21 protein-coding genes are annotated in these 26236 nt (G+C 63.5%); 5 read left to right on the top strand and 16 right to left on the bottom strand.

The annotated features are described in order from the left end of the window. Nucleotides 1-2: 2 nt before the first annotated feature. A complete protein-coding gene (locus LB524_RS06745) occupies nt 3-1202 on the bottom strand; it encodes an aspartate aminotransferase family protein (RefSeq protein WP_224524551.1) in 1200 nt (399 codons plus the stop codon). A 356-nt stretch (nt 1203-1558) separates the two neighbouring features. On the opposite strand from LB524_RS06745, the gene LB524_RS06740 reads away from it, so the two are divergent. Beyond that, the gene (locus LB524_RS06740) at nt 1559-2077 is read left to right on the top strand and encodes a GcrA family cell cycle regulator (RefSeq protein ID WP_140614743.1); all 519 of its coding nucleotides are present in this window, start codon (nt 1559-1561) and stop codon (nt 2075-2077) included. Between the two features lie 84 nt (nt 2078-2161). On the opposite strand, the gene LB524_RS06735 is transcribed toward LB524_RS06740, so the two are convergent. The 3 genes from LB524_RS06735 to LB524_RS06725 all read right to left on the bottom strand — a co-directional run bounded on the left by LB524_RS06735 (nt 2162) and on the right by LB524_RS06725 (nt 5372). Further along, complete coding sequence (locus tag LB524_RS06735; RefSeq protein WP_224524548.1) at nt 2162-3169, bottom strand: magnesium and cobalt transport protein CorA; 1008 nt, start codon at nt 3167-3169, stop codon at nt 2162-2164. 97 nt (nt 3170-3266) lie between these two features. Continuing rightward, the gene (gene phoU, locus LB524_RS06730; RefSeq protein ID WP_015319295.1) at nt 3267-3992 is read right to left on the bottom strand and encodes a phosphate signaling complex protein PhoU; all 726 of its coding nucleotides are present in this window, start codon (nt 3990-3992) and stop codon (nt 3267-3269) included. A 114-nt stretch (nt 3993-4106) separates the two neighbouring features. Next, on the bottom strand, nt 4107-5372 hold the full coding sequence (locus LB524_RS06725) for a sensor histidine kinase (protein ID WP_224524545.1): 1266 nt from the start codon (nt 5370-5372) through the stop codon (nt 4107-4109). A gap of 156 nt (nt 5373-5528) precedes the next feature. Between LB524_RS06725 and ppk2 the strand changes: the two genes are divergently transcribed. Continuing rightward, nucleotides 5529-6437, top strand: coding sequence for a polyphosphate kinase 2 (ppk2, locus tag LB524_RS06720; protein ID WP_140821333.1), 909 nt, complete (start codon nt 5529-5531; stop codon nt 6435-6437). A 52-nt stretch (nt 6438-6489) separates the two neighbouring features. On the opposite strand, the gene LB524_RS06715 is transcribed toward ppk2, so the two are convergent. The 3 genes from LB524_RS06715 to LB524_RS06705 form a co-directional block, all read right to left on the bottom strand. Further along, nucleotides 6490-7239 (bottom strand): enoyl-CoA hydratase-related protein, encoded by a 750-nt coding sequence (locus tag LB524_RS06715; protein ID WP_140660678.1) that lies wholly within the window; start codon nt 7237-7239, stop codon nt 6490-6492. Then, complete coding sequence (locus LB524_RS06710; protein WP_015319299.1) at nt 7236-7874, bottom strand: acyl-homoserine-lactone synthase; 639 nt, start codon at nt 7872-7874, stop codon at nt 7236-7238. Before LB524_RS06710 ends, LB524_RS06715 begins: the two co-directional genes overlap by 4 nt. 98 nt (nt 7875-7972) lie before the next feature. Further along, the gene (locus LB524_RS06705) at nt 7973-8704 is read right to left on the bottom strand and encodes a helix-turn-helix transcriptional regulator (protein ID WP_041163567.1); all 732 of its coding nucleotides are present in this window, start codon (nt 8702-8704) and stop codon (nt 7973-7975) included. Between the two features lie 259 nt (nt 8705-8963). Here LB524_RS06705 and LB524_RS06700 point away from each other — a divergent pair, with 259 nt between their 5' ends. Continuing rightward, the gene (locus LB524_RS06700) at nt 8964-9815 is read left to right on the top strand and encodes a transporter substrate-binding domain-containing protein (protein ID WP_224524543.1); all 852 of its coding nucleotides are present in this window, start codon (nt 8964-8966) and stop codon (nt 9813-9815) included. Nucleotides 9816-9854: 39 nt separating this feature from the next. Here LB524_RS06700 and LB524_RS06695 read toward each other — a convergent pair whose 3' ends face one another. Next, nucleotides 9855-10268 carry a tellurite resistance TerB family protein gene (locus LB524_RS06695; protein WP_015319302.1) on the bottom strand — a complete coding sequence of 138 codons (414 nt, stop codon included), beginning with the start codon at nt 10266-10268 and terminating at the stop codon, nt 9855-9857. Between the two features lie 156 nt (nt 10269-10424). Here LB524_RS06695 and LB524_RS06690 point away from each other — a divergent pair, with 156 nt between their 5' ends. Then, nucleotides 10425-12071 carry a lysine--tRNA ligase gene (locus LB524_RS06690; RefSeq protein ID WP_015319303.1) on the top strand — a complete coding sequence of 549 codons (1647 nt, stop codon included), beginning with the start codon at nt 10425-10427 and terminating at the stop codon, nt 12069-12071. Here LB524_RS06690 and LB524_RS06685 read toward each other — a convergent pair. The 8 genes from LB524_RS06685 to LB524_RS06650 form a co-directional block, all read right to left on the bottom strand. Next, nucleotides 12037-12909: a thermonuclease family protein gene (locus LB524_RS06685; RefSeq protein WP_411909899.1), complete on the bottom strand. Its 873-nt coding sequence runs from the start codon at nt 12907-12909 to the stop codon at nt 12037-12039. The genes LB524_RS06690 and LB524_RS06685 overlap by 35 nt on opposite strands. A gap of 9 nt (nt 12910-12918) precedes the next feature. Next, complete coding sequence (locus tag LB524_RS06680) at nt 12919-13554, bottom strand: helix-turn-helix transcriptional regulator (RefSeq protein WP_015319305.1); 636 nt, start codon at nt 13552-13554, stop codon at nt 12919-12921. Between the two features lie 138 nt (nt 13555-13692). Further along, nucleotides 13693-13998: a hypothetical protein gene (locus LB524_RS06675; protein WP_224524539.1), complete on the bottom strand. Its 306-nt coding sequence runs from the start codon at nt 13996-13998 to the stop codon at nt 13693-13695. 357 nt (nt 13999-14355) lie between these two features. After that, entirely contained in the window at nt 14356-16575 is a 2220-nt protein-coding gene (locus LB524_RS06670; protein WP_224524536.1) for a 3-hydroxyacyl-CoA dehydrogenase NAD-binding domain-containing protein, read from the bottom strand. Between the two features lie 13 nt (nt 16576-16588). Next, nucleotides 16589-17797 carry an acetyl-CoA C-acetyltransferase gene (locus LB524_RS06665; RefSeq protein ID WP_015319308.1) on the bottom strand — a complete coding sequence of 403 codons (1209 nt, stop codon included), beginning with the start codon at nt 17795-17797 and terminating at the stop codon, nt 16589-16591. 34 nt (nt 17798-17831) lie between these two features. Continuing rightward, nucleotides 17832-19004, bottom strand: a complete 1173-nt coding sequence (locus LB524_RS06660; protein ID WP_140614747.1) for an acyl-CoA dehydrogenase family protein — start codon at nt 19002-19004, stop codon at nt 17832-17834. A 46-nt stretch (nt 19005-19050) separates the two neighbouring features. Then, nucleotides 19051-20838: an acyl-CoA dehydrogenase gene (locus tag LB524_RS06655; protein ID WP_224524533.1), complete on the bottom strand. Its 1788-nt coding sequence runs from the start codon at nt 20836-20838 to the stop codon at nt 19051-19053. 265 nt (nt 20839-21103) lie between these two features. Then, nucleotides 21104-21565: a MerR family transcriptional regulator gene (locus LB524_RS06650; RefSeq protein WP_015319311.1), complete on the bottom strand. Its 462-nt coding sequence runs from the start codon at nt 21563-21565 to the stop codon at nt 21104-21106. A 452-nt stretch (nt 21566-22017) separates the two neighbouring features. On the opposite strand from LB524_RS06650, the gene LB524_RS06645 reads away from it, so the two are divergent. Continuing rightward, on the top strand, nt 22018-26082 hold the full coding sequence (locus LB524_RS06645) for a peptidoglycan-binding protein (RefSeq protein ID WP_224524530.1): 4065 nt from the start codon (nt 22018-22020) through the stop codon (nt 26080-26082). Nucleotides 26083-26236: the final 154 nt, after the last annotated feature.

The following is a 26236-nucleotide window of genomic DNA, read 5'->3' as shown; positions in this document are numbered from 1 at the left end:
GATTACTTCGCGGCGGCGGAGGCGATCGCCTCCGACAGGCCCTTGGCGCCGGCGCGGATGCGGTTGAGCGCTTCGTGAATCTCGGCGTCGGTGACGGTGAGCGGTGGCAGCAGGCGAATGACGTTGTCGCCGGCCGGAACCGCCAGCAAATGCTGGTCGCGCAGCGCCATGTTCACCTTGCCGTTGGGCATCGCGCATTTGAGGCCGAGCATCAGCCCGGTGCCCCTGATATCCTCTACAATTTCGGGGAATTCGTCGGCTATCGAGGCTAGCCCCTGCTTCATCAGCAGCGCCTTGCGCTGGACATCCTCCAGGAAGCCGTCTTCCAGAACGACGTCAAGCACGGCGTTGCCGACCGCCATTGCCAGCGGATTGCCGCCGAATGTGGTGCCGTGCACGCCGGCGGTCATGCCGACGGCCGCCCCGTCGGTGGCAAGGCAGGCGCCCATCGGGAAGCCGCCGCCAATGCCCTTGGCGATTGCCATGATGTCGGGCGTCACCGCGGACCACTCATGCGCGAACAGCTTGCCGGTACGGCCAATGCCGCACTGGACCTCGTCGTATATCAACAACAGGCCGTGCTGTTCGCAGAGCTGCCGCAGCCGCTTGAGCGACTGTGTCGGTACTGGGCGGATACCGCCCTCGCCTTGCACCGGCTCGATCAGGATCGCGGCGGTCTCGGGCGTGATCGCCTTCTCGGCGGCGTCGATGTCGTCGAAGCCAACCTGGTCGAAGCCTTCGACCTTGGGTCCGAAGCCTTCGAGATATTTGTACTGGCCGCCTGCCGCGATGGTCGCCAGCGTGCGGCCATGGAAGGCGCCCTCGAAGGTGATGATGCGGAAGCGCTCGGGATGTCCCTTGACGAAGTGGTAGCGCCGCGCCGTCTTGATCGCGCATTCCAGCGCCTCGGCGCCGGAATTGGTGAAGAATACCTTGTCGGCGAAGGTGGCATCAGCCAGCCGCTCGCCAAGCCTGCTCTGCCCCGGAATCTCATAGAGATTGGAGACGTGCCAGAGTTTCGCCGCCTGTTCGGTGAGGGCCGCGACAAGATGCGGATGGCCGTGGCCAAGCGAGTTGACCGCGATGCCGCCGGCGAAATCGAGATATCGCTCGCCCTTGTCGGTAACCAGCCAAGTGCCTTCCCCATGGTCGAAGGCCAGGGGTGCGCGAGCAAAGGTCTCGTAAAGCGCCGAACCGCTCATTATATGCGTCTCCGGTACCGGAAAATCAAAAAAGCCGCCAAAGCGGCGGCCTTCTGCGGCTTATCGTGTTTTTCGGCCATGAAGTCAACGAAAACGTCGCGTAGTGGCGCGCGGCAAGCTCCCCGACGCAACGCCGGCTCATGAGCGACCGGGCAAGTTGGGGAAAACCGAAAAAACCGATTCGTGTTGCACTTGGGACTCTTGTCACCGAGTCAGCGCATAGAGTAGTTGTAGTCGAGAAATAACTAGATTTCGTGCGGCGGACCTAATCACCAGATATATGTGGTGTCTGCCCCAGCAGTGGTGCTGGGTCGGGAATGGATTCTGATTGCCGCACGCTTATGAGGAGCGCGGTCATGAACTGGACTGACGAGCGGGTAGAACTCTTGAGAAAACTGTGGTCGGAGGGTCTGAGCGCAAGCCAGATTGCTGCGCAGCTTGGAGGGGTCAGCCGCAATGCCGTCATCGGCAAGGTGCACCGGCTGAAGCTGTCGGGTCGCGGTCGCGCAACGGCGACGCCGGCACGCCAGAAGAAGGCGACGCAGGGATCGACCGTCCAGAAATCGGTGGCGCGCGCCGCAAGCACGGCACGCCACGTCACGACTTCGATCGGCGCGACGGCCCTTCAGACGCAATTCGACGCCGAACCGGTGGCGCGGCACTACATCCGTCCGGTCGAGAACGTCGTGGTGCCGATCTCACGGCATCTGCAGCTCGTCGAGCTGACCGAGCGCACCTGCAAATGGCCGAACGGCGATCCACTTTCGGAGGACTTCAATTTCTGCGGCAACGAAGCCGCTGAAACTGGTCCCTACTGTAAATACCATGCCCGCGTGGCGTTCCAGCCGGCGGCGGAGCGGCGGCGCAATCGCTGAGAGTGAGTAGTGAGTAGTGAGTAAATAAGCGCTCCCACAACCGACTACTCACTAATCACTACTCACTACTCACTACCGACTTCCTCACAGCCAGCCGTTCTTCCTGAAGCGCCAATACAGGAAGCAGCAGATCAGCGCGATGGTGGCCAGCACCATCGGATAGCCATATGCCATCTTCAGCTCCGGCATGTCGGTAAAGTTCATGCCGTAGATGCCGGCGAATGCGGTTGGCACCGCCAGGATGGCCGCCCATGAGGCGAGTTTCTTGGAGATCGCCGTTTCCTGGCTTTGACCGACCAGAAGACTGGCTTCGAAGGCAAAGGCCAGCACCTCGCGCAGACTGTCAATCTTCTCCTGGACAGTACGGATGTGGTCCGTCACGTCGCGGAACAGCGGGTGCATGGCCGAATGGATCTGCGGCAGGTCGGCGCTGGTCAGCCGGCGACAGACTTCCACCAAGGGCAATGCCGCGTTGCGCAGGCGTAGGAGGTCGCGGCGCAGCATGTAGAGGCGTTCGATATCGGGACCGGTCATCGGCTTCAACAGGACCTTGTCCTCGATCGCCTCGACCTCGTCCTCGATCTGCTCGAGCACGGGCATGTAATTGTCGACGATGAAGTCGAGAATGGCATAGAGGACGAAGTCCTCCCCCTTGGCCAGCGAGTGCGGGCAGCTTTCCCAGTGCTGCCGCACGGCGGCATAGGATGTCGAAGGACCGTGCCTGACGCTGACGATATAGCCTGAGCCGACAAACAGATGTGTCTCGCCGAAGGTGACGCGCCCGTCGATCAGCTGCGCCGTGCGGGCGACGATGAACAGCGCATCGCCATATTGCTCGATCTTTGGCCGCTGGTGCGGATGCTCGGCATCCTCGATCGCCAGTTCATGCAGATGAAACTGCGCCTTGACGCGCAGCAGGAGGTCGCGGTCGGGTTCAAGCAGCCCGATCCAGACGACATGTCCCGATTTCTTGGCCCATTCGCCGGCTTCCTCGATCGGAATATCGGCGATACGGCGCCCGGCGGTATAGACGCCGCAGGCGATGATGCCCGATGTCGGCGGCGAGGCCTTGAACTCCCGGACATATTCCATCGCAGCCTCCCGAAAGCGTTGCCTTCCCTGGGGAACCAGCAAGCTTATCTCGGGATAGTCTACCGCAATATGATCAAGCGTTCGAGAGGATGTGCGTTCACTTCACCGGCAGCGCCTCGGGGAGGCCGATCTTGTCGGTCTTGTCGCCTTTCGGCCGGTCGGCGGGCATCTGGTCGCCGGTGACGATGTAGTAGATGGTCTCGGCGATGTTGGTGGCGTGATCGCCGATCCGCTCGATATTCTTGGCGCAGAACAGCAGATGCGTACAGGGCGTGATGTTGCGCGGATCTTCCATCATGTAGGTCAGCAATTCGCGAAACAGCGACGTGTACATGGCATCGATCTGGTCGTCACGGTCGCGCACGAAGCCGATCTTGTCGACCGAGCGCGACGCATAGACGTCGAGGACTTCCTTCAGCTGGGTCAGCGCCAAATTGGCCAGAGCCTCCAGGCCGCGAAACAGGCTGGTCGGCTGCCGGCCGTCGGTAACGGCAACCACCCGCTTGGCGACGTTCTTGCCGAGGTCGCCGACGCGCTCGAGGTCGGCCGAAATGCGGATGGCGCCGACGATCTCGCGCAGGTCAGTCGCCATCGGCTGACGCCTGGCGATGATGATGATCGCCTTGTCGTCGATCTCACGCTGTCCCTCGTCCAGGACGGCGTCGTCGCGAATGACCTTCTGGGCCAGCCCCGGATCGGCATTGACCAGGGCGGCGACCGCCTGCTCGACCATACGCTCGGCATGGCCACCCATCGCGGCGATGCGCTTCGAAAGATATTTCAGTTCCTCGTCATAGGCACTGACAATGTGAACGGACTGCATGGATGAAATGCCTTCCCACGGGATCTTGTCTTTGAGTCGTTTCCTCGAATCCCCGCTGATACGCTAACGGGATGACAGAAAAAAGAAACGGCCCCGTGGAAAACTAGGGCAGTATCAGTGCGCCGGCAAATGGACCGAGAAGGCGGCGCCCTTGCCGACCTCGGACCTGATCGTCAGCCTGGCGTTGTGACGCGTCAGGATGTGCTTGACGATCGACAGGCCTAGCCCCGTGCCTTTCTGGGTCCGGCTGTTCTCGACATCGATACGATAGAAGCGCTCGGTGATACGCGGTATGTGCTCCTCGGGGATGCCGGGACCAAAATCCCTGATCGTGACGTCGATGCCAGGTTCGGAACCATCATCGCCGCGCGCGATCGACACCAAGACACGGCCGCCCGACTGGCCGTATTTGCAGGCATTTTCCAAAAGGTTCTCGAACACCTGGAACAGTTCATCGCGATCGCCCGGCACATTGAGAGGACCGGCTGCGAATTCGCGCTCGATGGCGACATTGTTTTCGCGGGCGAGCGGGCCGAGCGAATCGATGACGCTGTCGACGGTCTGGCGCAGATCGACTTCGGTTCCCTGCTTGAGATAGGGCTTCATCTCCAATCGCGACAGAGACAGGAGGTCGTCGATCAGGCGGGCCATGCGGCCGGTCTGGTTCTGCATGATCTGGAGGAACTGCTCGCGCGCCGCCGGATCGTTGCGGGCCGGTCCGCGCAGCGTTTCGATGAAGCCCGCGATCGAGGCCAGCGGGGTGCGCAATTCGTGGCTGGCATTGGCAATGAAATCGGCGCGCATGCGGTCGATACGCCGCGCCTCGCTCTGGTCCTTGAAAACCAGCACATAAAGATCGGTGCCATGCCCGACCGAGGATGCGCTGACCCGGTAGGCCCGTTCGACAGGCAGTTTCTCGGTGTAGTCGACGACATCCGAGGCGACAGTGCCCGACAGCACACTGTCCAGCAGCGCCTGCATTTCCGGCGCCCGGAATTTCAGCGGCAGCGATATGCCGGGCGCGATGCCGCCAAAGGCGGCAAAGGCGGCGGCGTTGGCGTGGACGATGGTGGCGGCGTGGTCGAAGATGATGAGCGGGTCGGCCACGGCGGCCGCCAGATATTCACCGGACAGGCGCTGCAAGCCAATCGCCTCGATCGCCGCGGCGTTCGCCGCGGAATGGCGGGCACCGGTGACCGGCAATATTGCCGCCGCTGGCAGCAGGAGCAGCGCCGGCACCAGCACGTAGGCGGAAAAGCCCGCGAAGCCAAAGGCGATCAGAACCGCCACGACACCGGCCGCAAGCAGCCAGCGGCTGTGCCACAGCCGAGCGGCCACAGCTTGCCCCGTGCTCTTCTGCTCTGCGCCCAGCTCGGTCATTCGCGCGCCCAGCCTCCACCGGTCAGACGGCGGCGAAAACTTCCGCTGGACCGCAAATCAAAAGTGCTACAGCCTCCTTTGCGCGTCCAAACGGAGGCGCGGCGCTGTAGTGGCTCCCAATAGCATGAGTCCAGACACTTAAAAGGGTTCGTCTGCATGAAAAAAGCCAACGACAATTCGGTCACTCCAACCTCAGGCCCGCTGAAAATCAGGATCGGCGGCAAGGAACGGGAGTTCGATATCGAGAATCCCGAGCTTCCGGACTGGGTCGAGGAGAACAAGCTGACCGCGGGCGGATATCCTTACGACAAGAAGATGAAGAGCGAGGAGTATGACGAGACGCTCGAGAAATTGCAGATAGAGCTCGTCAAGGCGCAGGCATGGCTGCAGGCGACCGGCAAGCGGATGATGGCGCTGTTCGAGGGTCGTGACGCGGCCGGCAAGGGCGGCACGATCTTCGTGCTGCGCCAGTATCTTAACCCACGCACGGCGCGCAACGTCGCGCTGACCAAGCCAACCCCGACGGAACTGGGGCAATGGTACTACCAGCGCTACGCCGACCATTTCCCGACAGCGGGCGAATTCGTCACCTTCGACCGCTCCTGGTACAATCGTGCCGGCGTCGAGCCGGTGATGGGTTTTTGCACCCCCGAACAGCACGAGAAGTTTCTCGACGAGACGCCGCATTTCGAGCGCATGATCGTCAATGACGGCATCTATTTCTTCAAATTCTGGCTGAACATCGGCCGGGAGACGCAGCTCGAGCGCTTTCACGATCGCCGCTACAGTCCGCTGAAGAGCTGGAAATTCTCGCCGATCGACATTGCGGGCATCACCAAGTGGGACGATTACACCAAGGCGCGCGACACCATGTTCGAGCGCACCCACAAGGAGTTCGCGCCATGGATCATCGTGCGGGCCAACGACAAGCGCCGCGCGCGGCTGGCGGTGATGCGCCGCATCCTGCTGTCGCTGCCCTATGAGGGGCGCGATCTCGACGCTATCGGCAAGGAAGACAAGAAGATCATCGGCGAAGGGCCGTCATTCCTGGGCAAGGAAAGTTGATATCTGCTATGCCGCATGACGGTCCACGCGGCATAGCATTCCGGGCGGTGGCTCAGGCAGCCAGCCTGGCGATCCGCTGCAACCGTCGCAACGTGGCGTCGTCCTGCAGCGCCTGCTGGAACAGCGATATCTCCTCATCGATGCGCTCGCAAAGCGCGGCGGTGTTCCCCTTGAGCAGGCCGCGTGTCTGCAGCAAAGCGGCAACCGGCTTTTTGGCGAGCTGCCTGGCTCGGCCAAGCGCCGCTTCCTCGACGCTGCCTTCCGCGACGATCTCGGCAACGAGGCCGAGCGCTCTGGCGTCTTCGGCAACAAGCGTGTCGCCGAGACAGAAGAAGCGGAAAGCACCGGCATAGCCGAGTTTCTGCGGCGCCAGGATGCTGGTTGCCGCGTCCGGCACCAGGCCGAAATCGACGAACGGCACCCGGAAGGTGCTTTTTTCAGATGCGATCACCATGTCGCAATGGAACAGGATGGTGCAGCCGACGCCGACGGCATCGCCGTCGACACAGGCCAGGATCGGCTTTGGAAACGTCGCCAGCATGCGGAACATGTCGGTGACGGCGGCGATCAGCTTCTGGTGCTTGGCGGCATCCAGGAATTCGGAAAAGTCACCACCAAGGCAGAAGCAGCCGGCCAGGCCGCGCAGCACGACAACCCGCACCTCGTCATTCTCGGCGGCTTCATGGAACGTCCTGGCAAGGCTCTCATAGGCCCTCCGGTCGAGCACCGGCCGGCCGTCGTTCGACGACACGGTGACGATCAGTGTGTGGTTGCGCAGTTCGGGTTGCGGGTGCGCGTTCATGAAGCCCTCCTTTGACCGAACATGTCGGGATATCCCCTGGCCAGGACGGGTGCATGATGATTGCGGCGCGAACGCACCACGTCCAGCGTGTGCTCGTTGAAGGTGAGCAGCGTCGCCACGACCTGCTGGTTGCCATAGGTGCGCTGATAACCGAGCGGCGTCGCCAGGAAGTGCAGTTGCAATGCGCGCAGCACCCACATCGGCTCGAACTCGATGATCACCTTGTCGACGCCGCGCTTCAGACCCCACTCGACGAAGCCGGCTATCAATTCCGTGCCGACGGTCGAGACGCCGCGCCGGCCATCGCGAAAACCCGGAGCCACCGCGTAGCGGGTCAACTCCCAGATGTTGGGACCCGCCGGCGGCGTTCCTTCGGAGAGATCGGTCAACACCTCGGTCAGCAAATGCGGCCGTGTGGTCGGCAACATCCTCTGATAGCCCGCGACTTCATTGCCCCTGATGACGATCTGATGCACCGCCTCGTCATGATCGAATTGGTCGACCTCAAATCCGTCGGGGCGCCGAAGGTCCTCCCATCCCATCTCCTCGACGAATATCCGGTAGCGCAGCCGATGGACGGCCTCCCAAAGGTCGGGACGTTCCATCAATTCCTTGGTCGTAAGACAAAAAAGCATTCCGTAGTCTCCTGTGGTTCAGGGGAAGATACGGCCGTGCTTCGATGCGAAAATTGCGTGATCACGTAGGCAAGAAGTTCTAGGCCTGCACGGCCGACCTAGCTAATGTAGCCGCGCCTTATCGCCTCGGCGACTGCCTGGACCCGGTTGACGGCACCGAGTTTGCTTTTGGCGTTAAGAAGATGTTTCTCCGAGGTGTGCTCGGAGATGCCGAGGATTTGGGAAATCTCCCATTCGGACTTGCCGACGGCAGCCCATTGCAGGCATTCGCGTTCGCGCGGCGTCAGCTCAATGTGATCGATCGTCGTGGTCGCCATGGTGTGGAGTTGCATGGCGCGGCCGACGGCATAGGTCGAGACCAGGGAGACCAGGCCGAACTCGGCCGCCGACAGTTCCACGGCCTCGCCCCCCAGCGACACCATGACGATTTCGCCGTCGAGCGTGATCAACGGAAAGGCCAGCCCGTCGCGCAACTTGAAGGCGCCGGCGTCGCCCATCACTTCGCCGCTGCTCTTGTCGATGCGGATGCCCTGGGCGGCTTCCCGCCACTGGAACGGCGCTTGCAGCTGTTTCATGTGACTGACGACGGGATCGTGATCGACATAGTTGCGCGTCACGTAGCGCTCGAGCCATTCGACCGGCCAGTCGCAGAGCAGCACATGCTGCTTCTGCTGGCCCGTCGGTGTGCCCGGCTGCGGAACGGTTCCGGCCATCAGCGCGGTCAGGCCGAACTCCGACGTTACGCCCAACAGTTTCTCGCAGACCGCGGCCGCCGTTGCGGCGTGCTGCAGTTGATCTATGTATTCCAGCGTTCGATCGAACTGACTCATCGCAACATCAACCCCATGTTGCCTCATGCATTAAGTCCATGGTCCGCGCCTTCCCGGCACTTCGCCACCGACCACGGATTGCAAAGCGCCCGCTTCCGGTTGTGGTTCTCGACCCTGGTATTCCCACCAGGGCAGCCACCGCTGTTTGCAAACCGACCGAACCATATCCTGAAATCGAAGCGTTGAAATCAAAAAGCATTGTGCCTGTATCGTTTTCGTACCAAAACCGGCACGAGCACGGGTGCGGCGGAGTTTTATCGTGGCGTTCCAATGGAGGTCCCATGTCCTGGCAGCGGCGCTCATCGCCGCATTGTCATGGGTTTCCGGCGCGGGCGCGGCGGAGCCGCAGGTGCCGGTGTTGTGGGATGCCAAGGAGCGGCTTCCCAAGCCCGACCTTTCGGCGCTGCCGCGGCTGCGGTTCCTGACGACCACGGATTTTCCCCCCTTCAATTTCCTCGACGGCGCGGGGAAGCTGTCCGGTTTCCACATCGACCTGGCGCGCGCCATCTGCGCGGAACTCGGCATCGTCGACAAATGCCAGATCCAGGCCTTGCCTTGGGCGGAGCTTCAAGGCGCGCTTGAGAGGGGCGAAGGTGAAGCTGTTATCGCCGGCATTGCCCCGACGTCACAGTCGCGCCAGACATACGCCTTCTCGCGCGCCTACCTGCAGTTCCCGGCGCGCTTCATCACCGCGAGGAACAAGGCGCTGGCGGAACCGCTCTTCGACAAATTGCACGGCAAGCGAGTCGGCGTGATATCGGGCTCGGCCCATGAACGCATGCTGCGCGATTATTTCGGCACGGTCCAGGTCGTCCCCTTCGACAAGCCGGAAGCCCTCTATGGCGACCTCAAGGCCGGCAAGATCGACGCGGCTTTCGGCGATGGCATGCGCTTCGCCTTCTGGCTCGGCGGCTCCGATGCCGCCGGCTGCTGCCGCTTTGCCGGCGGCCCCTACCTGGCGCCCGAATATCTGGGCACCGGCATGGCCATCGCCACGCGAGCGGACAATCCGGCGCTGGCCGCGGCCCTCGACTACGCTTTGCAAGAGATTTCGATGAAAGGCACCTTTGCCGAATTCTACCTGCGCTATTTCCCGGTCAGTTTCTTCTGATCATGTCCGGTCAGCTTTTCTGATCCGGCCGTAACCTCGTCAGGTCAGAGTTCGCAGCCGCGCCTTGGCCGCACGACCGATGGCCGCCACGGTCAGCGTGTCGAGATCGAGCTGACGACGGATCAACTGCAGCACCCGCACTTCCTCCAGCCGCATCTCCAGATCGACGGCGGCCACTTCGAAGGCCGCGGCATAGGCGGTGTCGCGCAACCGCTCCGGCAGCGCCTCCGAGACCTGGGTCAGGACACCTTCGAGCCCACCCTTCTCATGCAGCATCTTCTGGCAGGCTTGGGCCACGGCAACCAACCGGTCCTGCTTGAAATCCTCGAACACCGGCCACGAGCGAACAACCTCGCCGATCCTGGCCAGTTCGACATCGGTCATGTCCCGGTCGGAGGCCGAAGTGATGACCATCAGATAGATCAGGGCTTCGTGCGGGGTGGGCGACAGCATTCTTTACTCCTTGAACGGGCTTCGAAGGTAGGAAGGGGAGCCTGAGGCCGCAAGGAAAAAGCGCCCGACGCGTTGACGCTCCGGCCACGCACGCCTAGAGACCGGTTGAAAATGCACTTGCGGCTATTGCCGGGATACAATCTGGAAAACTGTGACATGGCGGGATCAAACATCATCGATCTCAATCCCGAACTGCTGACGGCCGCGGCCGAGAGCAAGGCATGGCCGTTCGAGGAAGCCAAAAAGATCATCGAACGCTACAAGGGCGCCGATTTCCCCGAAACGATCCTGTTCGAGACCGGCTATGGACCGTCGGGCCTGCCGCATATCGGCACGTTCGGCGAAGTGGCGCGCACCTCGATGGTGCGCCATGCGTTTCGCGTGCTGACGCAGGACAAGGTCGCGACCAAGCTGCTGTGCTTTTCCGACGACATGGACGGCATGCGCAAGATACCCGACAGCGTGCCGGACCGCGCTGCGCTCGAGCCATATCTGCACAAGCCGCTGTCATCGGTGCCCAACCCCTTCGGCGGCGACTATGCGAGCTTCGCCGACCATAACAATGCGATGCTCTGCCGCTTCCTCGACACGTTCGGCTTCGATTACGAATTCGCCAGTGCGACGCAGTACTACAAGTCAGGCCGTTTCGACGCGATGCTGTTGCGCGCCGCCGAACGCTACGACCAGATCATGGCGGTCATGCTGCCGACGCTCGGACCCGAGCGGCAGGCGACCTACAGCCCCTTCCTGCCGATCTCGCCAAAGAGTGGGCGCGTGCTTTACGTTCCCATGAAGCATGTCGACGCCAAGGCCGGCACCATCACCTTCGACGATGATGGCACCGAAACCACGCTGCCGGTCACCGGCGGCCGCGTGAAGCTGCAGTGGAAGCCGGATTTCGGCATGCGCTGGGCGGCACTCGGCGTCGATTTCGAGATGTTCGGCAAGGACCATCAGACCAATGCAGTGGTCTATGACCGCATCTGCAACATACTGGGCGGGCGGGCGCCGGAGCATTTCGTCTACGAACTGTTCCTCGATGAGAATGGCCAGAAGATCTCCAAGTCGAAAGGCAACGGCCTGACCATCGACGAATGGCTGACCTATGCGCCGACCGAGAGCCTGGGGCTCTACATGTACCAGCGGCCGCGGCAGGCCAAGAAACTCTATTTCGACGTCATCCCGCGGGCCGTGGACGAATATTACACCTTCCTCGCCGCCTATCCCCGCCAAGAGTGGAAGGAGCGGCTGGGCAACCCGGTCTGGCATATGCATGACGGCAATCCGCCCGCCATCGACATGCCAGTGCCGTTCTCGTTGCTGCTCAACCTTGTCAGCGCCTCCAATGCGCAGAACAAGGAGGTGCTGTGGGGCTTCATCTCGCGTCACGTCGCGGGTGTGACTCCGGCGACCCATCCCGAGCTGGACCGGCTGACGGGCTACGCGATCCGCTACTTCGACGATTTCGTGAAGCCGACGAAAACCTTTCGCCCGGCCGACGAGGTCGAGCGGGAAGCGCTGGTGGCTCTCGAAAAGGCACTTGGCGACTTGCCGGCGGGCGCCAGCGGCGAAGCGATCCAGAACGCTTCGCTCAACGTGGCGCGCAAGATCGAACGCTATCAGGATCATTCCAAGCAAAGTCCTGAAGGTGGCCCGGGTGTCTCAGGCGCCTTCTTCCAGATGATCTACCAGGTGCTGATCGGCCAGGAGCGTGGTCCACGCTTTGGATCATTCGCCGCCCTCTACGGCGTCGCCGAGACCCGCTCGCTCATTCAGAAGGCGCTGGCTGGTCAGCTGGCTTGAGGACGCCGCCCTCCTCTTGCAGGATCGAGTCCTCCTCCAGGATCGAGCCCGGCGCCTGAGGCGCTGGGGTGGGTGCGGCCGCCATCGCCGAGATGCCGGCAAGGTTCGGCGCCGACCCGAAAATGCCTTTCTTCGCGCCTTGTGCCTTGTCACCGGCCTCGACATAGGGTCCGCCCTTGGCGGCACGCGCCCAGCCGTTTTCGACCAGCCATTGACCGACATCCTGCTTGCCGATCCGGCATTCCGCCGCAATCCGGTCGCGTCCGCCTTCCGGCGGCACCGTGCAAACCACGGCGCGGCCGCGCAGAAAGGCGCGGAATGCCGTGCGCGCGCGGATGCCGCACGGCCAGGATTTCCCGTCGGTGGTGCAGGTCTCGTCCTGCCTGACGACATCGATGCCGGAAATCGCGACCGAATACCCCTTCGCCTCGATCAGGCCGGCGGCCGGAGCTACCGGCTGGAACAGCTTCGTGCCGTTCCAGTCGTCGGGCATTTTAGGTTTGGGCGGCACGGCGAGCGCCAGCTTGCTCAACGGCGCACGCGGCTCGACCCGCTCGAGTTCGCCGGTGGGCAGTTCCGGCGGCGCGACCACGTCCGGGTCGATCGCCCGCGAATGCACCGCCGGATTTGGTGGCTGCGCCGGTGCACGAACCGCTGAGGTGGACGGTTCCTCGGGCGTCGCATCCCTATCTGCCTCAGCGGTAGTGTCGGCGCCGGGATCGATCTGATCCACCGCAACAGTGCTTTCGCTGCCTTTCAGCGTGCGTCCGCCGGCAACGACCAGCGCCGCCATCGCCGGGATCATCAGAACCGCCAGGACAAGATGAGGAAGTCGCACCCGTTGCACCTATTGGCTTGCCCAGACGATCCGCGCCACCCACTCGACCTCGAGCATGGGGATGTCGCGGTCCGGATGCTCTGGATTGAGCGAGACCAGCGCGATCGACTTGACTGTCTGGCGCTCGAGCACCTTGGCCATCACCTCGCCCGATGTGGTCTTGACGACGACGCGGTCGCCCTTGCGGGTGGCCGCACCCGGCTCGACGATGAGGACGTCGCCATTGCGGTAGAGCGGCAGCATGGAATCGCCCTGCACCTGCAGCGCATAGGAACTTTCGGTCGATTGCGCCGGCAATTCGACGAGATCCCAGCCCTGCCCCGCCGGAAAGCCGGCATCGTCGAAGAAGCCGCCGGCGCCGGCCTGGGCGAAGCCGAGCAACGGCACCGCGCGCCGGCTGGCGGGCGATGCGCCACGGCCTTCGATCAGCCCGGTGAATTCGTCCAGCGAAGCGCCCGTCGCCTCGATGATCTTGGCCAGCGATTCGGTCGAAGGCCAGCGCGGCCGACCGTCCGAGGACAAGCGTTTGGATTTGTTGAAGGCGGTTGAATCAAGTCCCGCGCGCCTTGCCAGACCCGAAGCCGAAAGCGAATAGCGCTCGGCAAGAGCATCGATGGCAGCCCAGACTCGGTCGTGCGAGAGCATGACGTGCTCTCCTTCGAAACAGGAAAAAATGCCTCTTCCTGTCTAACGCGCAACGGCTGAGTTGTCCACCAGCGGGCTGGCGGATCACGAACAAAGCTGTGTGCCGCAACGACGGCACAGTGTCATGGCCGAAGCCGGCTATCCGGCCAATGCCGCCATCGCCCTCGGCAGGCCCTTCTGGAGCTCGTCGACGTTCATCACCGGGATGAGCTCGACGGTGGCATTGAAGGCAAAGAAGAACCGCTCGGCGACATAGGGCATGTCCGAACTGTCCTTTACCTCCAGGAAAAGGTAGGCCGTCCGCCAACCACCGTCAGCGGTAAAATAGGCAGCCTCCGGCTTGAGATCGGACAGGGTTTGCTCGATGACCTTGCCCATGCTGCCGTCCTTGATCGCCTTATTGCCTTCCTCAGCCGGGATGGAAACTCTCAGCATCATACGCATGATGATTACTCCTCCGCCAACATCATGTTAGCGATATCTAATGTATCATCCGCGCTTGGTTTGGCAAAGTCGATCGAACCCTGCTTGCCAACGGGTTGATCAGCCGGACGATTTGGCCAGGCCGCGCGGCCCCTGGTGCGATGTCATGAAGATGCGTTCGGCCTAGGTCTGTGGCCGCGGTTCACCGCACGGCCAAGTGCGGCGACAACCGCGTCAATGTCGAGGAAGCGGCGCGCCTTGCGGTCATAGTCAGTCGGCAGGCAGCGAAAGGCCAGCCGGCCTTCACCGCCCATCATGTAGGGGCCACGGCTTCGCGCCGTGGCCAGCATGCGCGCCCAGACATAACATGACGCTCTGTCAGGCTGCCTGCTTCACATCGCCCTTGGCATAGGGGTCGAAGCGTTCGTAGAAGGTCTCACCTTTCTCGGCCATGTCGAGGAGCAGCTTGGGCGCCTTGAACTCGGCCCCATACTTCTTCTGCAGCGCCTTGGCGATCTTGACGAATTGTTTGGCGCCGATGCCGTCGATGTAGGACAGCGCGCCGCCGGTGTAGGGCGCAAAGCCGAAGGCCAGGATCGAGCCGACATCGGCCTCGCGTGCATCGGTGACGATGCCCTCTTCCATCACGCGCGCCGCTTCGAGCGCGATGGTGACCAGCAGGCGCTGCTGCAGCTCCTCATAGTCGACCTTCTCGGCCGCGAGCTGCGGATAAAGGTCCTTGAGGCCGGGCCACAGCTTCTTCTTGGCCGGCTTGGCCGGATAGTCGTAAAAACCCTTGCCGTTCTTGCGGCCGAAACGGCCGTGATCGTCGACCATGGTGTTGATCAGCGCCATCTGCCTGGGGTCGACGGCCTTTTCGCCGAGATCCCTGATGGTCTGCTTCATGATCTTCTGGGCAAGGTCGATGGCCGTCTCATCGGTCAGCGCCAAGGGACCGACCGGCATGCCGGCGGCCTTGGCCGCATTCTCGATCATCGGCGCGGGCACGCCTTCGATCAGCATCTTGTAGGCTTCCGACATGTAACGCAGCACGCAGCGATTGACGTAGAAGCCGCGCGTGTCGTTGACGACGATCGGCGTCTTCTTGATGGCCCGCACGAAGTCGATCGCGGTGGCCAAGGCCTTGTCGCCGGTTTTCTTGCCAAGGATGATCTCGACCAGCATCATCTTGTCGACCGGCGAGAAGAAGTGGATGCCGATGAAATTCTTCGGCCGCGCCGAATTCCTGGCGAGGCCGGTGATCGGAATGGTCGAGGTGTTCGAGGCGAAGATCGCCGACGACTTCAACACGGCTTCCGCCTGTTCGGTGGCGGCCTTCTTCACGGCGGAATCCTCGAACACGGCTTCCACAACGAGATCGCAGCCGGCGAGGTCGGCATAGTCTGCCGTCGGCGTGATCAGAGACAAGAGCTTGTCCTTGTCCTCGGGCTTGGCGCGGCCCTTCTTGACCTGATCCGAGATCAGGCCGTCGGAATGCGCCTTGCCCTTTGCGGCCGCCTCCATGTCCCGGTCGAGCAGCACCACCGGAATGCCGGCCTTGGCGGTGACATAGGCGATGCCCGCGCCCATGAAGCCGGCGCCGAGGATGCCGATCTTCTTGAACTTGGTGTCCGGCACGCCGGCCGGGCGCCGTGCGCCCTTGTTCAATTCCTGCAGCGACACGAACAGCGAGCGGATCATCGCCGCCGCTTCCTTGGTCTGCATGATCTCGGTGAAATAGCGCTGCTCGATCCTGAGCGCCGTGTCGAAGGGCACCAGGAGGCCCTCATAGACGCATTTCAGGATCGCCGCGGCGGCCGGGTAATTGCCATGGGTCTCGCGGCGCAGGATGGCGATGGCCGGCGGCCACAGATTGGCACCGGCCGCCGAATAGACCGGCCCGCCGGGCAGCTTGAAACCCTTCTCGTCCCACGGCGCCACCGGCTTGAGGCCGTTCCTGATCATTGCCTTGCCGGTCTCGACCAGCTTGGCCGGTTCGGCGATCTCATGGATCAGGCCCATCGCCTTCGCCTTCTGGGGCGACAGGGTCTGGCCCGATGTCAGCATTTGCAGCGCCTGCTGCTGGTCGGTCAGCCGCGGCACACGCTGGGTGCCGCCGGCACCGGGGAAGATGCCGATCTTCACCTCGGGGAGTGCCATCCTGACCTTGTCGGAATCGGCCGCGACGCGGCCATGGCAAGCGAGCGACATTTCGAAGGCGCCGCCCATGCAGGTGCCGTTGATCGCCGAGACCCATGGCTTGCCGCAAGTTTCCAGCTTGCGGAACAGGCCGGTCATGATGCCGGCATTGTCGAACAGCGCCTTGGTCGCCTTTTCGACATCCTTGACCTTGTCGGTGGCGAAGGTGGTCAGCATCCTCTGCAACAGCGTGATGTCGGCACCGCCGGAGAAGGTGTCCTTGCCGGAGGTGATCACCGCGCCCTTGATGGCGGCGTCGCCGGCCACCTTGTCCACGATATCGTTCAGCTCGCGCATCACCTCTTCGGTGAAGACGTTCATCGAGCGGTCCGGGCTGTTCCAGGTGACCAAGGCGATGCCATCGGCGTCGATGTCGAGGGTGAAATTGGTGTAGCTCATCGTTCTCTCCCCGTCAGACGCGTTCGATGATGGTTGCAGTGCCCATGCCGGCGCCGATACAGAGCGTCACCAGCGCGGTGTTGAGGTCGCGCCGCTCGAGTTCGTCCAGCACGGTGCCGAGGATCATCGCGCCGGTGGCGCCGAGCGGGTGACCCATGGCGATAGCGCCGCCATTGACGTTGATCTTGTCGTGCGGAATTTCGAAAGCCTGCATGTAGCGCAGCACCACCGAGGCGAAGGCCTCGTTGAGCTCGAACAGGTCGATGTCGGACAGCTTCATCTTGGCGCGCTTCAACAGTTTCTCGGTGACGTCGACCGGGCCGGTCAGCATCAACACCGGCTCGGAGCCGATGTTGGCGAAGGTGCGGATGCGCGCGCGCGGCTTCAGGCCCATCGCCTTGCCGGCCTTCTTCGAGCCGAGCAGCACGGCGGCCGCGCCATCGACGATGCCGGACGAGTTGCCGGCGTGGTGGACGTGGTTGACCTCCTCGACCTCCGGATGCTTCTGCACCGCCACCGCGTCGAAGCCGCCCATTTCGCCAGGCATGACGAAGGACGGGTTGAGCGAGGCGAGCGACTGCATGTCGGTCGACGGCCGCATATGCTCGTCATGGTCGAGAATGGTGAGACCATTCTGGTCCTTGATCGGGATGACCGAGTTCTTGAAGCGGCCATCAGCCCAGGATCTTGCGGCGCGCTTCTGGCTCTCGACCGCGTAAGCGTCGACGTCGTCGCGCGAGAAGCCGTATTTGGTGGCGATCAGGTCGGCCGAAATGCCTTGCGGCACGAACCAGCCGGGCAGGCCGACCGAAGGATCCATGAACCAGGCGCCACCGGACATGCCCATGCCGACGCGCGACATGGATTCGACGCCGCCGGCGATGACGATTTCATCGGCGCCTTGCGCGATCTTGGCGGCGCCGAAATTGATGGCGTCCAAGCCGGAGGCGCAGAAGCGCGAGATCTGCATGCCGGGTGCCTTGGTGTCGTAGCCGGCCTCGAAGGCGGCGGCGCGTGGAATGACGGAACCCGCCTCGCCGACCGGGTCGACGCAGCCGAAGATGATGTCGTCGACGTTTGCAGTGTCCAGCCCGTTGCGATCGCGCAGGGCCTCGAGCGTCCTGGCGGCGAGCCGTACCGCCGGCACTTCGTGCAGCGATCCGTCCTTCTTGCCCTTGCCGCGCGGCGTGCGCACGGCGTCATAGACATAAGCTTCGGTCATTTTTCATGCTCCCTGGGGTTCGCTGAAAAGCTGCTCAGAGCGAGCGTCCGATCAGCAATTTCATGATCTCGTTGGTGCCGCCATAGATGCGCTGGACGCGAGCGTCGCGGAACATGCGGGCGATCGGATATTCATTCATGTAGCCATAGCCGCCATGCAATTGAAGGCATTCGTCGACGACTTTGCCCTGGAGGTCGGAGAGCCAGTACTTGGCCATCGAAGCGGTCACCGGATCGAGGCCGCCATTGATGTGGCGGGTGACGCAGTCATTGTAGAAGACGCGGCCGATGGTGGCCTCGGTCTTCAGCTCCGCCAGTTTGAACTGTGTGTTCTGGAAATCGATGATCGCCTTGCCGAAGGCCTTGCGCTCCTTGACGTAGTCGATGGTCAGCGCCAGCGCCCGTTCGATCATGGCGATCGCCCCGGTGCCGATCTGCAGCCGCTCCTGAGGCAATTGCTGCATCAGCTGGACGAAGCCCTGTCCCTCTTCATGGCCGAGCAGATTGGAGGTCGGTACACGCACGTCGTTGAAGAACAGCTCCGACGTGTCGTTGGCCTTCAGTCCGATCTTGTCGAGGTTGCGGCCGCGTTCGAACCCCTCGACCTCGTCGGTCTCGATGACCATCAGCGATGTGCCCTTGGCGCCCTTCTCCGGATCGGTCTTGGTGACGACGATGATGAAGTTCGCCAGCTGGCCGTTGGTGATGAAGGTTTTGGAGCCGTTGATCTTGTACTGGTTGCCGTCCTTCTCGGCACGGGTCTTGACACCCTGCAGGTCGGAACCGGCGCCGGGCTCGGTCATGGCAATGGCGCCGATCAGTTCGCCGGTGGCGAGCCTGGGCAACCATTTCTTCTTCTGCTCTTCCGAACCGTAATGGAGGATGTAGGGGGCGACGATCGAATTGTGCAGGCCGATGCCGAAACCGTCGACGCCGACATGGCCGATCGCCTCGATGATGGCGCTCTCATGCGCGAAGGTGCCGCCGGAGCCGCCATATTCCTCCGGCATGGACGCGCAGAGCAGGCCGGCGGAACCAGCCTTGAGCCAGCTTTCGCGGTCGACCATCTCGTTCTTCTCGAACTCGTCGTAGCGCGGCGCGATCTCCTCCGACATGAAGCGGGTAGCCATGTCGTAGAGCATGCCGACCTCGTCGGCCGCCCAGGCTGGTTTCGGCAAAGAGAGCACTTCGGCGGGATTTGTCGCCACGATTTCCTCCGCGTATCGACAGACAGAAAGGCTAGCGAGACGGAGTTTAGAACGCTTCCGCCGGCAGGGCCATCAGCGTATCGGCACCACTCGAAATACGGGCGAGGTGCGCCGAGGTCTCCGGCATGATCCGCTCCATGAAGAAGCGCGCCGTCACCACCTTGTTATCGTAGAAAGACTGGGAGCCGTTGGCATCAGTCTTGCCCTGTGCCGCCTTGGCCATCTGCGCCCACATGTAGCCCAGCGCGACGAGGCCGAAGAGATGCATGTAGTCGGTCGAGGCCGCACCGGCATTATCGGGCTTGGCCATGCCATTCTGCAGCAGCCACATGGTCGCCGCCTGCAAATCGTTGAGGCCCTTCTTCAGACCCTTGGTGAAGGGCGCCATCTTTTCGTGCGCGCGGTTTTCCTCGCAGAACTCGCCGACCTCCTTGAAGAAGGCCTGGATGGCTCGGCCGCCGTTCAAGCCGAGCTTGCGGCCGACGAGGTCGAGCGCCTGAATGCCGTTGGCGCCTTCATAGATCATGGCGATGCGGGCATCGCGCACGAACTGGCTCATGCCATGTTCTTCGATGTAGCCGTGACCGCCGAACACCTGCTGCGCCATGACGGCGTGATCAAAACCCTTGTCGGTCAGCACGCCCTTGACCACCGGCGTCATCAGGCCGGTGTAATCGTCGGCCGCCTGGCGATCCTTGTCGTCGGCGGAGCGGTGCGCGATATCGGACTTGATCGCGGTCCACAGCGCCAGTGCACGGCCGGCCTCGTTGAACGCCTTCATGGTCATCAGCGAGCGGCGGATGTCGGGATGAACGATGATCGGGTCGGCCTTGTCCGGCGCCTTCGGGCCCGACAGCGAGCGACCCTGCAACCGGTCCTTGGCATAGGCGGCGGCATTCTGGTAGGCGATCTCCGACAGCGACAGGCCCTGCAGGCCGACGCCGAGGCGGGCCTCGTTCATCATCGTGAACATCGCCTTGAGGCCGCCATTGGCCTCGCCCAGCAGCGTGCCTTCGGCCTCGTCATAATTCATGACGCAGGTCGAGTTGCCGTGGATGCCCATCTTCTCCTCGATCGAGCCGCAGGAGACAGTGTTTCTCGTCCCCGGATTGCCCGAGGCGTCGAGCTTCAGCTTGGGCACGATGAACAGCGAAATGCCCTTGACGCCCTCCGGCGCGCCTTCGATGCGGGCCAGCACCAGATGGACGATGTTGTCCGACATGTCGTGCTCGCCGGCCGAGATGAAGATTTTCTGGCCTGAAATCTTGTAGGTACCATCGCCGTTCGGCACCGCCTTGGTGCGCAGCAGGCCAAGATCGGTGCCGCAATGCGGCTCCGTCAGGTTCATGGTGCCGGTCCAGCTGCCCTCGACCATCCTGGGCAGCCAGGTCGCCTTCTGCTCGTCGGTGCCGTGGGTGATGATGGCGGCGATCGCGCCCTGGGTCAGACCCGGATACATCATCAGCGACATGTTGGCCGACACCATGTATTCAGCCACCGCCGTGTGCACGGCATAGGGCAGGCCCTGGCCGCCGAACTCGACGGGCGCCGCCAGGCCCATCCAGCCGCCTTCGCGATACTGGTCGAAGGCTTCCTTGAAGCCCCTGGGCGTGGTCACCGAGCCGTCGTCATGGCGCACGCAGCCCTCCATGTCGCCGACACGGTTGAGCGGATGCATGACGTTCTCGGCGAGCTTGGCCCCTTCGGCGAGAATTGCCTCCAGCACGTCAGGCGTTGCGTCGGCGAATCCCGGAAGGTTCGAATAGCGCTGATAGCCGAGCACCTCGTTGAGCACGAACAGCGTGTCCTGGACCGGGGCCCTGTAGATCGGCATGCTTTTCCTCCACCATGCGGATTGACCCCGAAATCGAGCCGTGCGCGGCAAGCGGGCCAATGTCGAAGCCGCAATAGCAAATATTGACGTTTGCGTAAACGTCAATATCTGCGCTGGGGCAAGATTTCCGCCACCACGGGCGCAATCGGCCAAGCGTCACGGCAATGCGCAAGCCAGCGCGAAGCAGGCAGGCCAGACAGCGAAAAGCCGCGCGGCATGGCCACGCGGCTTTATGGTGAAGGGTCCGACAGTATCGGAGGGCGGCTTAGCTCGCGACGCTCGCTTGCGGCGCCGAACGCTCGGCCAGCATCTGACGCACCGCCGACATCGAGCCGCCGAGTTCATTGATGGCGTCGTCGATCAGCGCCCGCTGCTTCTGCAGGCGAGCGAGCTGCTTTTCCGACTTATCCAGCGCCAGCCGCAACTGCTTGGTGTTGGAACCGGTCGGATCGTAGAGGTCCATCATCTGCTTGACGTCGCGCAGCGAGAACCCAACCTTGCGGCCGAGCAGGATCAGCTTCAGCCTCGCCTTGTCGCGGCGCGTATAGAGACGGGTCGAACCGTCGCGCTGGGGGTTGAGCAGGCCCTTGTCTTCATAGAAACGCAGCGTGCGCAGCGTCACGCCGTACTTCTTGGCCATCTCGCCGATGCGGGAGAGATCCTCGCCGGCTTCAACGGTTGCATTATTGGTATTGGCCGCGGTCTCGCCGGCCGAGATAAGCTTCATGGTCACTGGCTTCCCCGTCTGGTGGCGTCGCGGTCCCGGACCATGCGTCGCCTGACTGGAAGCGGGGGCGTGCTTCCGGCCGTGGTTTCGACAAACAAATCGCAAACAGCGCAGTTGATACGCCATTTACGTTTACGTCAATTCTATACCGGTAGCCGCCTCATGACGCAAGGGCGTTCTGAGAACGGTGCTTTATGCCGCACCGGAAGTCACGTCAGCCAACTTCCTTGGAACTTCTTAAGCTTGGTTAACGCGTTGTTTACCACGTTGGGCGAAATGTGCGCGTGTCGGCTACCCGTGGTTATCCTGTATCGAATTTTCACGGTTTTTCGGAGCGCGGGGAAACCCGGGAAGCTTGTCTTCCACCGTGGCATCGAAGCGCGGTCGCCTCGTTCCGGCAGGGACTTGGGGAGCTGGCCGCAAGCCGGCCAATCTGAAAGACGGACGCACCGATGAACAGCAAGCGGTCCTACCTCGATACACTCAATGCTGGCAGGCAGCGCAAGCCGCAGACCACGCTCGAGCAGCTGAACCGCTCCCTGGAGACGCTGGAACAGCGCCTGGGGCAGACGCGCGAGGACGCGACGGCACGACCCGCTCCTCGCCAATATGGCGCCGAACCGCGTTACCCCGCCTCCGACCCGCGCTATCCCGCTGCGCAGCCGACGGCCCAGCAGCGCTGGTATGAGGATCCGCAGCCGGCACCGCGTGCGCACAACCCGGCGCCCTCCCCTGCACCCTTCGACCAGAATTATCAGGCGATCGCGCGAGACATCGACCGCGTGCGCGGCCAGGAAGACAGCGTCGCCATGGTCGGCAAGATCGCCGGCGAACTGCGCGGCATGCGCGAGGAACTGCGCCACCAGGTGACTTCAGGGCTGCAGCGCGAATTCGACGCGCTGCGCAAGGACATCGACCGCGCCTTCCAGTCGAACGCCAAGTCCGGGACCTCGGGCAAGGGCAGCGCTGAACTCGGCGTGGAATTCGAGCGGCTCTCCGGCGCCATTAAATCGCTGTCGGAGAAGAGCGACGACAGGAGCGTCAACCTGCTGCGACTAGAACTCGAACAGGTCAAGGCCGCGCTCGACACGCTGGCGCGCGAGGAGAGCGTGCAGAAGGTCGACCGCCGCTGGGACGAGTTCGACCGCCGCTGGACGGCCTTCGAGGACCGCGTCGACGCCGACCAGCGCAAACGCTCCGACGACCCCGCCCTTGCCGCCTTGACCGACCGGCTGGAGCAGATCAGCGACGCCGTCAACAACCTGCCGGAATCGCTGTCCCTGCGCTCGCTGGAGGAGAAGGTCCGCACGCTGGCCGGGGCGGTCGACCATTTCGCCAGCCAGCAGGACAATCGCGGCGGCGGCACGCTGGCCATGATCGACGAGCGGCTGGACGAGATTTCCCGCGCCATCGTCGCCTCGACAGTCGCCGCACAGGCGAATTCAATCGACCACGAAGCCTTCGAGCGCATCGAGAAGCGGATCGACTCGCTCGCCCAGCAGATCGAGGAAGTGGCGCAGGACCGTCCCGCAAATGTCGTGATCGACCGGCTGAACACGCTGTCGAGCCGGGTCGACGACCTCGCCGGCCGCGCCAACCTGCCCGAGCAGGCGATGGAACGGCTCGCCAAGCAGATCGCGCTGATCGCCGACAAGATCGATCAGGCGCCGGCCATGCCCGACGCCGACTACATCTTCCACGGGCTGGAGCAGCGCTTCGACGTGCTGTCGGGCATGATGGAGCGGCGCCAGGGCGACGCCATCGAGCAGGGCAACATGCTGTTTCGCGATCTCGAGCGCCGGCTGGACGAGGTTGCCGACCGGCTGGACCAGCGCAGCATGCCGCAGGTCGACAGTGCCGGCATCATGGACGCCATCGACGCTCGCTTCACCGCACTGGCAAAGCGCATGGAGACACGCGCTCCCGATCCCGCCGGCGAGGCGGCGATCCGGGGCCTGGAAAGCCGGCTCGAAGATATTTCAAGCCGGCTGGACGCTTCGGCGGCCCAGGTGGCCGGCATCGATCCGGCGCTGATCCGCAGCCTGGAGGCGCAGGTCGCCGGCCTGTCGGCGCATCTTTCCAAACCCAGCACGCCGCTGCCGGACTTCGAGGACATCAGCCCTCGCCTCGACGAAATCGAAAAAGCGCTGGCCGGGACCCGCGATTCCATCCTCGGCGCGGCACGCGAGGCGGCCGAGAACGCGGTGCGCTCGCTGGCCGGAACGAGCACCAATACGGCCGCGGTATCCGGCCTCGCCCAGGATCTGAAGACCCTGGAGACGCTGACGCGGCGTTCCGACGAGCGCAATTCGCGGACCTTCGAGGCCATTCACGACACACTGCTCAAGATCGTCGACAGGCTGGGCTCGCTGGAAACCAGCGACCCGTCCGAGGCGGTAAGCGAGCTCCTGGACGCGGCCTCGATCGAACCCAGTGGCTGGCGTGGCTTGCAGCGGCCCAAGATGGCCGTGAACGCACCATCCATGACCATGGACGAGCTGCCGCTGACTGGCGACATGGCCGATCTAGACGCGCGTGCCGCGGCCATAGTGCGCACCGAGCCCGGCGAGCCCGCACTGCACGTTGGAACGGGCTTGTCTCCCCGGCCGGGCACGCGCTCGCCGGCGGAAGCCGCCGCCGCCGCCGCGATGGCCGCACTCGGTTCCGACACCACCGCCGGAAAGGACCAGCCGGCAGGCCGCAAATCGATGTTCGGCGGACTGGCGCGGGCCTTCAAGGGCAAGAAGGCGGCGGATGTTCCGCCGCTGGCCGGCTCGGCGCCGAGCGCCGACATCCCGAGTGTCGATCTCGACGAGCCGCTCGACCCGAAAGTGGCCAACCGCCCGCTGGAGCCGGGCTCCGGCGCGCCTGACCTCAATGCCATCATGAAGCGCGTGCGCGACGAGCGCGGACAACCGGCCAAGCTCGGCGACAGCGACGCGGCGAAATCGGATTTCATCGCCGCCGCCCGGCGCGCGGCGCAGGCGGCCGCGGCCGAGGCCGACGCCCTGAAGCGCCAGTCGACGATGAAAGGCCCGGTCAAGGCGCTCAGGATAGGCGACCTGCTCAAGGCGCGGCGCAAGCCGATCCTGATGGCGGCGGCAGCGATCATGCTGGCGCTTGCCGGCCTGCAGCTCGGCAAGGCGTTCCTTTCGGATCCCGCCCAGGTGGCAAGCAACGACGCATCCCCGATCGTCGCCCCGCAGCCGGTTCAGACGGCATCTCTCGATACCGCCAGCCAGCCGAAGACCGAAGTTCAGCCGACGGCGATGAACAGCGCGCCGGCCCGTCCGGCCAGGCAGGCCGAACAATCCGCGCCGGCCAGCAAGGACGATATGGCGGCGCGGACCGTCGTGGCCATGCCGTCTGATACGGACGCGATGCCGGACACAGCGCCCACGGCCGAGCCCGCTTCGCCGGTCACGTCGGCCATGGCTTCCGGCCCGAGCGCCCCCGACGCGATGGCTTCGGCCGCGCCGGTTGCTCCGATGACCGCTGCCCCAGCCATGACGGATCCGGCACCAGCCGCCGGCGCTACGCAGGCGACGGATGCCGATCTCCAAGCGGCCCCTGCCGCGCCAGTGGCGACCGAGGCGACGACCAACGACACGACTGGCGCCGTTGCGCCCATGGACAAGCCGGCGGCGACAGCCGCGATTAAGTTCGACATTCCGGCCGATGCCGGCCCGGTCGCCTTGCGTGACGCCGCCGCCGGTGGCGACGCCAAGGCGCTGTTCGAGGTCGGCTCGCGCTACGCCGAGTCGCGCGGCGTCAAGGAAGACATGCCGGCTGCCGCCAAATGGTACGAGAAATCGGCGGAACTCGGCTTCGCGCCGGCTGAATACCGCATCGGCAATTTCTACGAGAAGGGCATCGGCGTCGCGCGCGACATCAAGAAGTCGAAGACCTGGTACCAGCTCGCCGCCGCGCAGGGCAACGCCAGCGCCATGCACAATCTGGCGGTGCTGTTCGCCATGGCCGCCGACGGCGCAACCGACAATGAATCGGCCGCGCATTGGTTCCAGGCGGCCGCCGACCTCGGCGTCAAGGACAGCCAGTTCAATCTTGGCATCCTCGCCGCCAAGGGCGTCGGCATGAAGCAGAACCTGGAGGAATCCTACAAATGGTTCGCGCTCGTCGCCAAGACCGGCGACAAGGATGCCGCGGCCAAGCGCGACGAGATCGCCAACGCGCTGCGGCCCGAGCAGCTCGAGCGCGCGCGCGCGGCGACCGAATTGTGGAAGGCCAAGCCGCTCAACGCGGCGGCCAATTCGGTGGACATTCCCGAATCCTGGCAGGAAGGCACGCCGCAGACGACGGCCGGCATCGACATGAAGAAGGCGGTCAAGAACATCCAGCTCATCCTCAACAAGAACGGCTATGACGCCGGCGGCGCCGACGGCGTGATGGGCGGGAAGACCAAGAACGCGATCATCGCTTTCCAGACCGACAACAAGCTGCCAGCGACGGGCGCGGTCGACGAGAAGCTGGTCAAGGCATTGCTGGCGCGCAAATAACGGCAGAAGCGTCGTTTCCACGACGCCCTTGCCTTACATTTGCCTGTTAACTGATTGAGTTGTTTTTTGTTTCGGCGCGGTGACGGGGTTTGGTCCCGCTGCCGCGTCGGCGCAAGAGAAAATTGGCTTTTCGATGCGATAGTGCCCGCAGCGG

The sequence above is a fragment of the Mesorhizobium sp. ESP6-5 genome (assembly GCF_020164695.1).
GTDB classification, from domain to species: domain Bacteria; phylum Pseudomonadota; class Alphaproteobacteria; order Rhizobiales; family Rhizobiaceae; genus Mesorhizobium; species Mesorhizobium australicum.
The sequence above is the reverse complement of the archived record's forward strand: the minus strand, read 5'-3'. Positions and strand labels throughout refer to the sequence as shown.

Excerpts from the sequence above, each read along its gene's own strand:
- LB524_RS06655 (WP_224524533.1), bottom strand. The coding sequence starts at position 20,838 with ATGCCGATCTACAGGGCCCCGGTCCAGGACACGCTGTTCGTGCTCAAC.
- LB524_RS06740 (WP_140614743.1), top strand. The coding sequence starts at position 1,559 with ATGAACTGGACTGACGAGCGGGTAGAACTCTTGAGAAAACTGTGGTCG.
- LB524_RS06680 (WP_015319305.1), bottom strand. The coding sequence starts at position 13,554 with ATGCTCTCGCACGACCGAGTCTGGGCTGCCATCGATGCTCTTGCCGAG.
- LB524_RS06650 (WP_015319311.1), bottom strand. The coding sequence starts at position 21,565 with ATGAAGCTTATCTCGGCCGGCGAGACCGCGGCCAATACCAATAATGCA.
- LB524_RS06665 (WP_015319308.1), bottom strand. The coding sequence starts at position 17,797 with ATGACCGAAGCTTATGTCTATGACGCCGTGCGCACGCCGCGCGGCAAG.
- LB524_RS06710 (WP_015319299.1), bottom strand. The coding sequence starts at position 7,874 with ATGCTTTTTTGTCTTACGACCAAGGAATTGATGGAACGTCCCGACCTT.
- LB524_RS06690 (WP_015319303.1), top strand. The coding sequence starts at position 10,425 with ATGGCGGGATCAAACATCATCGATCTCAATCCCGAACTGCTGACGGCC.
- LB524_RS06670 (WP_224524536.1), bottom strand. The coding sequence starts at position 16,575 with ATGAGCTACACCAATTTCACCCTCGACATCGACGCCGATGGCATCGCC.
- LB524_RS06645 (WP_224524530.1), top strand. The coding sequence starts at position 22,018 with ATGAACAGCAAGCGGTCCTACCTCGATACACTCAATGCTGGCAGGCAG.
- LB524_RS06715 (WP_140660678.1), bottom strand. The coding sequence starts at position 7,239 with ATGAACGCGCACCCGCAACCCGAACTGCGCAACCACACACTGATCGTC.
- LB524_RS06675 (WP_224524539.1), bottom strand. The coding sequence starts at position 13,998 with ATGCGTATGATGCTGAGAGTTTCCATCCCGGCTGAGGAAGGCAATAAG.
- ppk2 (WP_140821333.1), top strand. The coding sequence starts at position 5,529 with ATGAAAAAAGCCAACGACAATTCGGTCACTCCAACCTCAGGCCCGCTG.
- LB524_RS06745 (WP_224524551.1), bottom strand. The coding sequence starts at position 1,202 with ATGAGCGGTTCGGCGCTTTACGAGACCTTTGCTCGCGCACCCCTGGCC.
- LB524_RS06705 (WP_041163567.1), bottom strand. The coding sequence starts at position 8,704 with ATGAGTCAGTTCGATCGAACGCTGGAATACATAGATCAACTGCAGCAC.
- phoU (WP_015319295.1), bottom strand. The coding sequence starts at position 3,992 with ATGCAGTCCGTTCACATTGTCAGTGCCTATGACGAGGAACTGAAATAT.
- LB524_RS06735 (WP_224524548.1), bottom strand. The coding sequence starts at position 3,169 with ATGGAATATGTCCGGGAGTTCAAGGCCTCGCCGCCGACATCGGGCATC.
- LB524_RS06725 (WP_224524545.1), bottom strand. The coding sequence starts at position 5,372 with ATGACCGAGCTGGGCGCAGAGCAGAAGAGCACGGGGCAAGCTGTGGCC.
- LB524_RS06695 (WP_015319302.1), bottom strand. The coding sequence starts at position 10,268 with ATGCTGTCGCCCACCCCGCACGAAGCCCTGATCTATCTGATGGTCATC.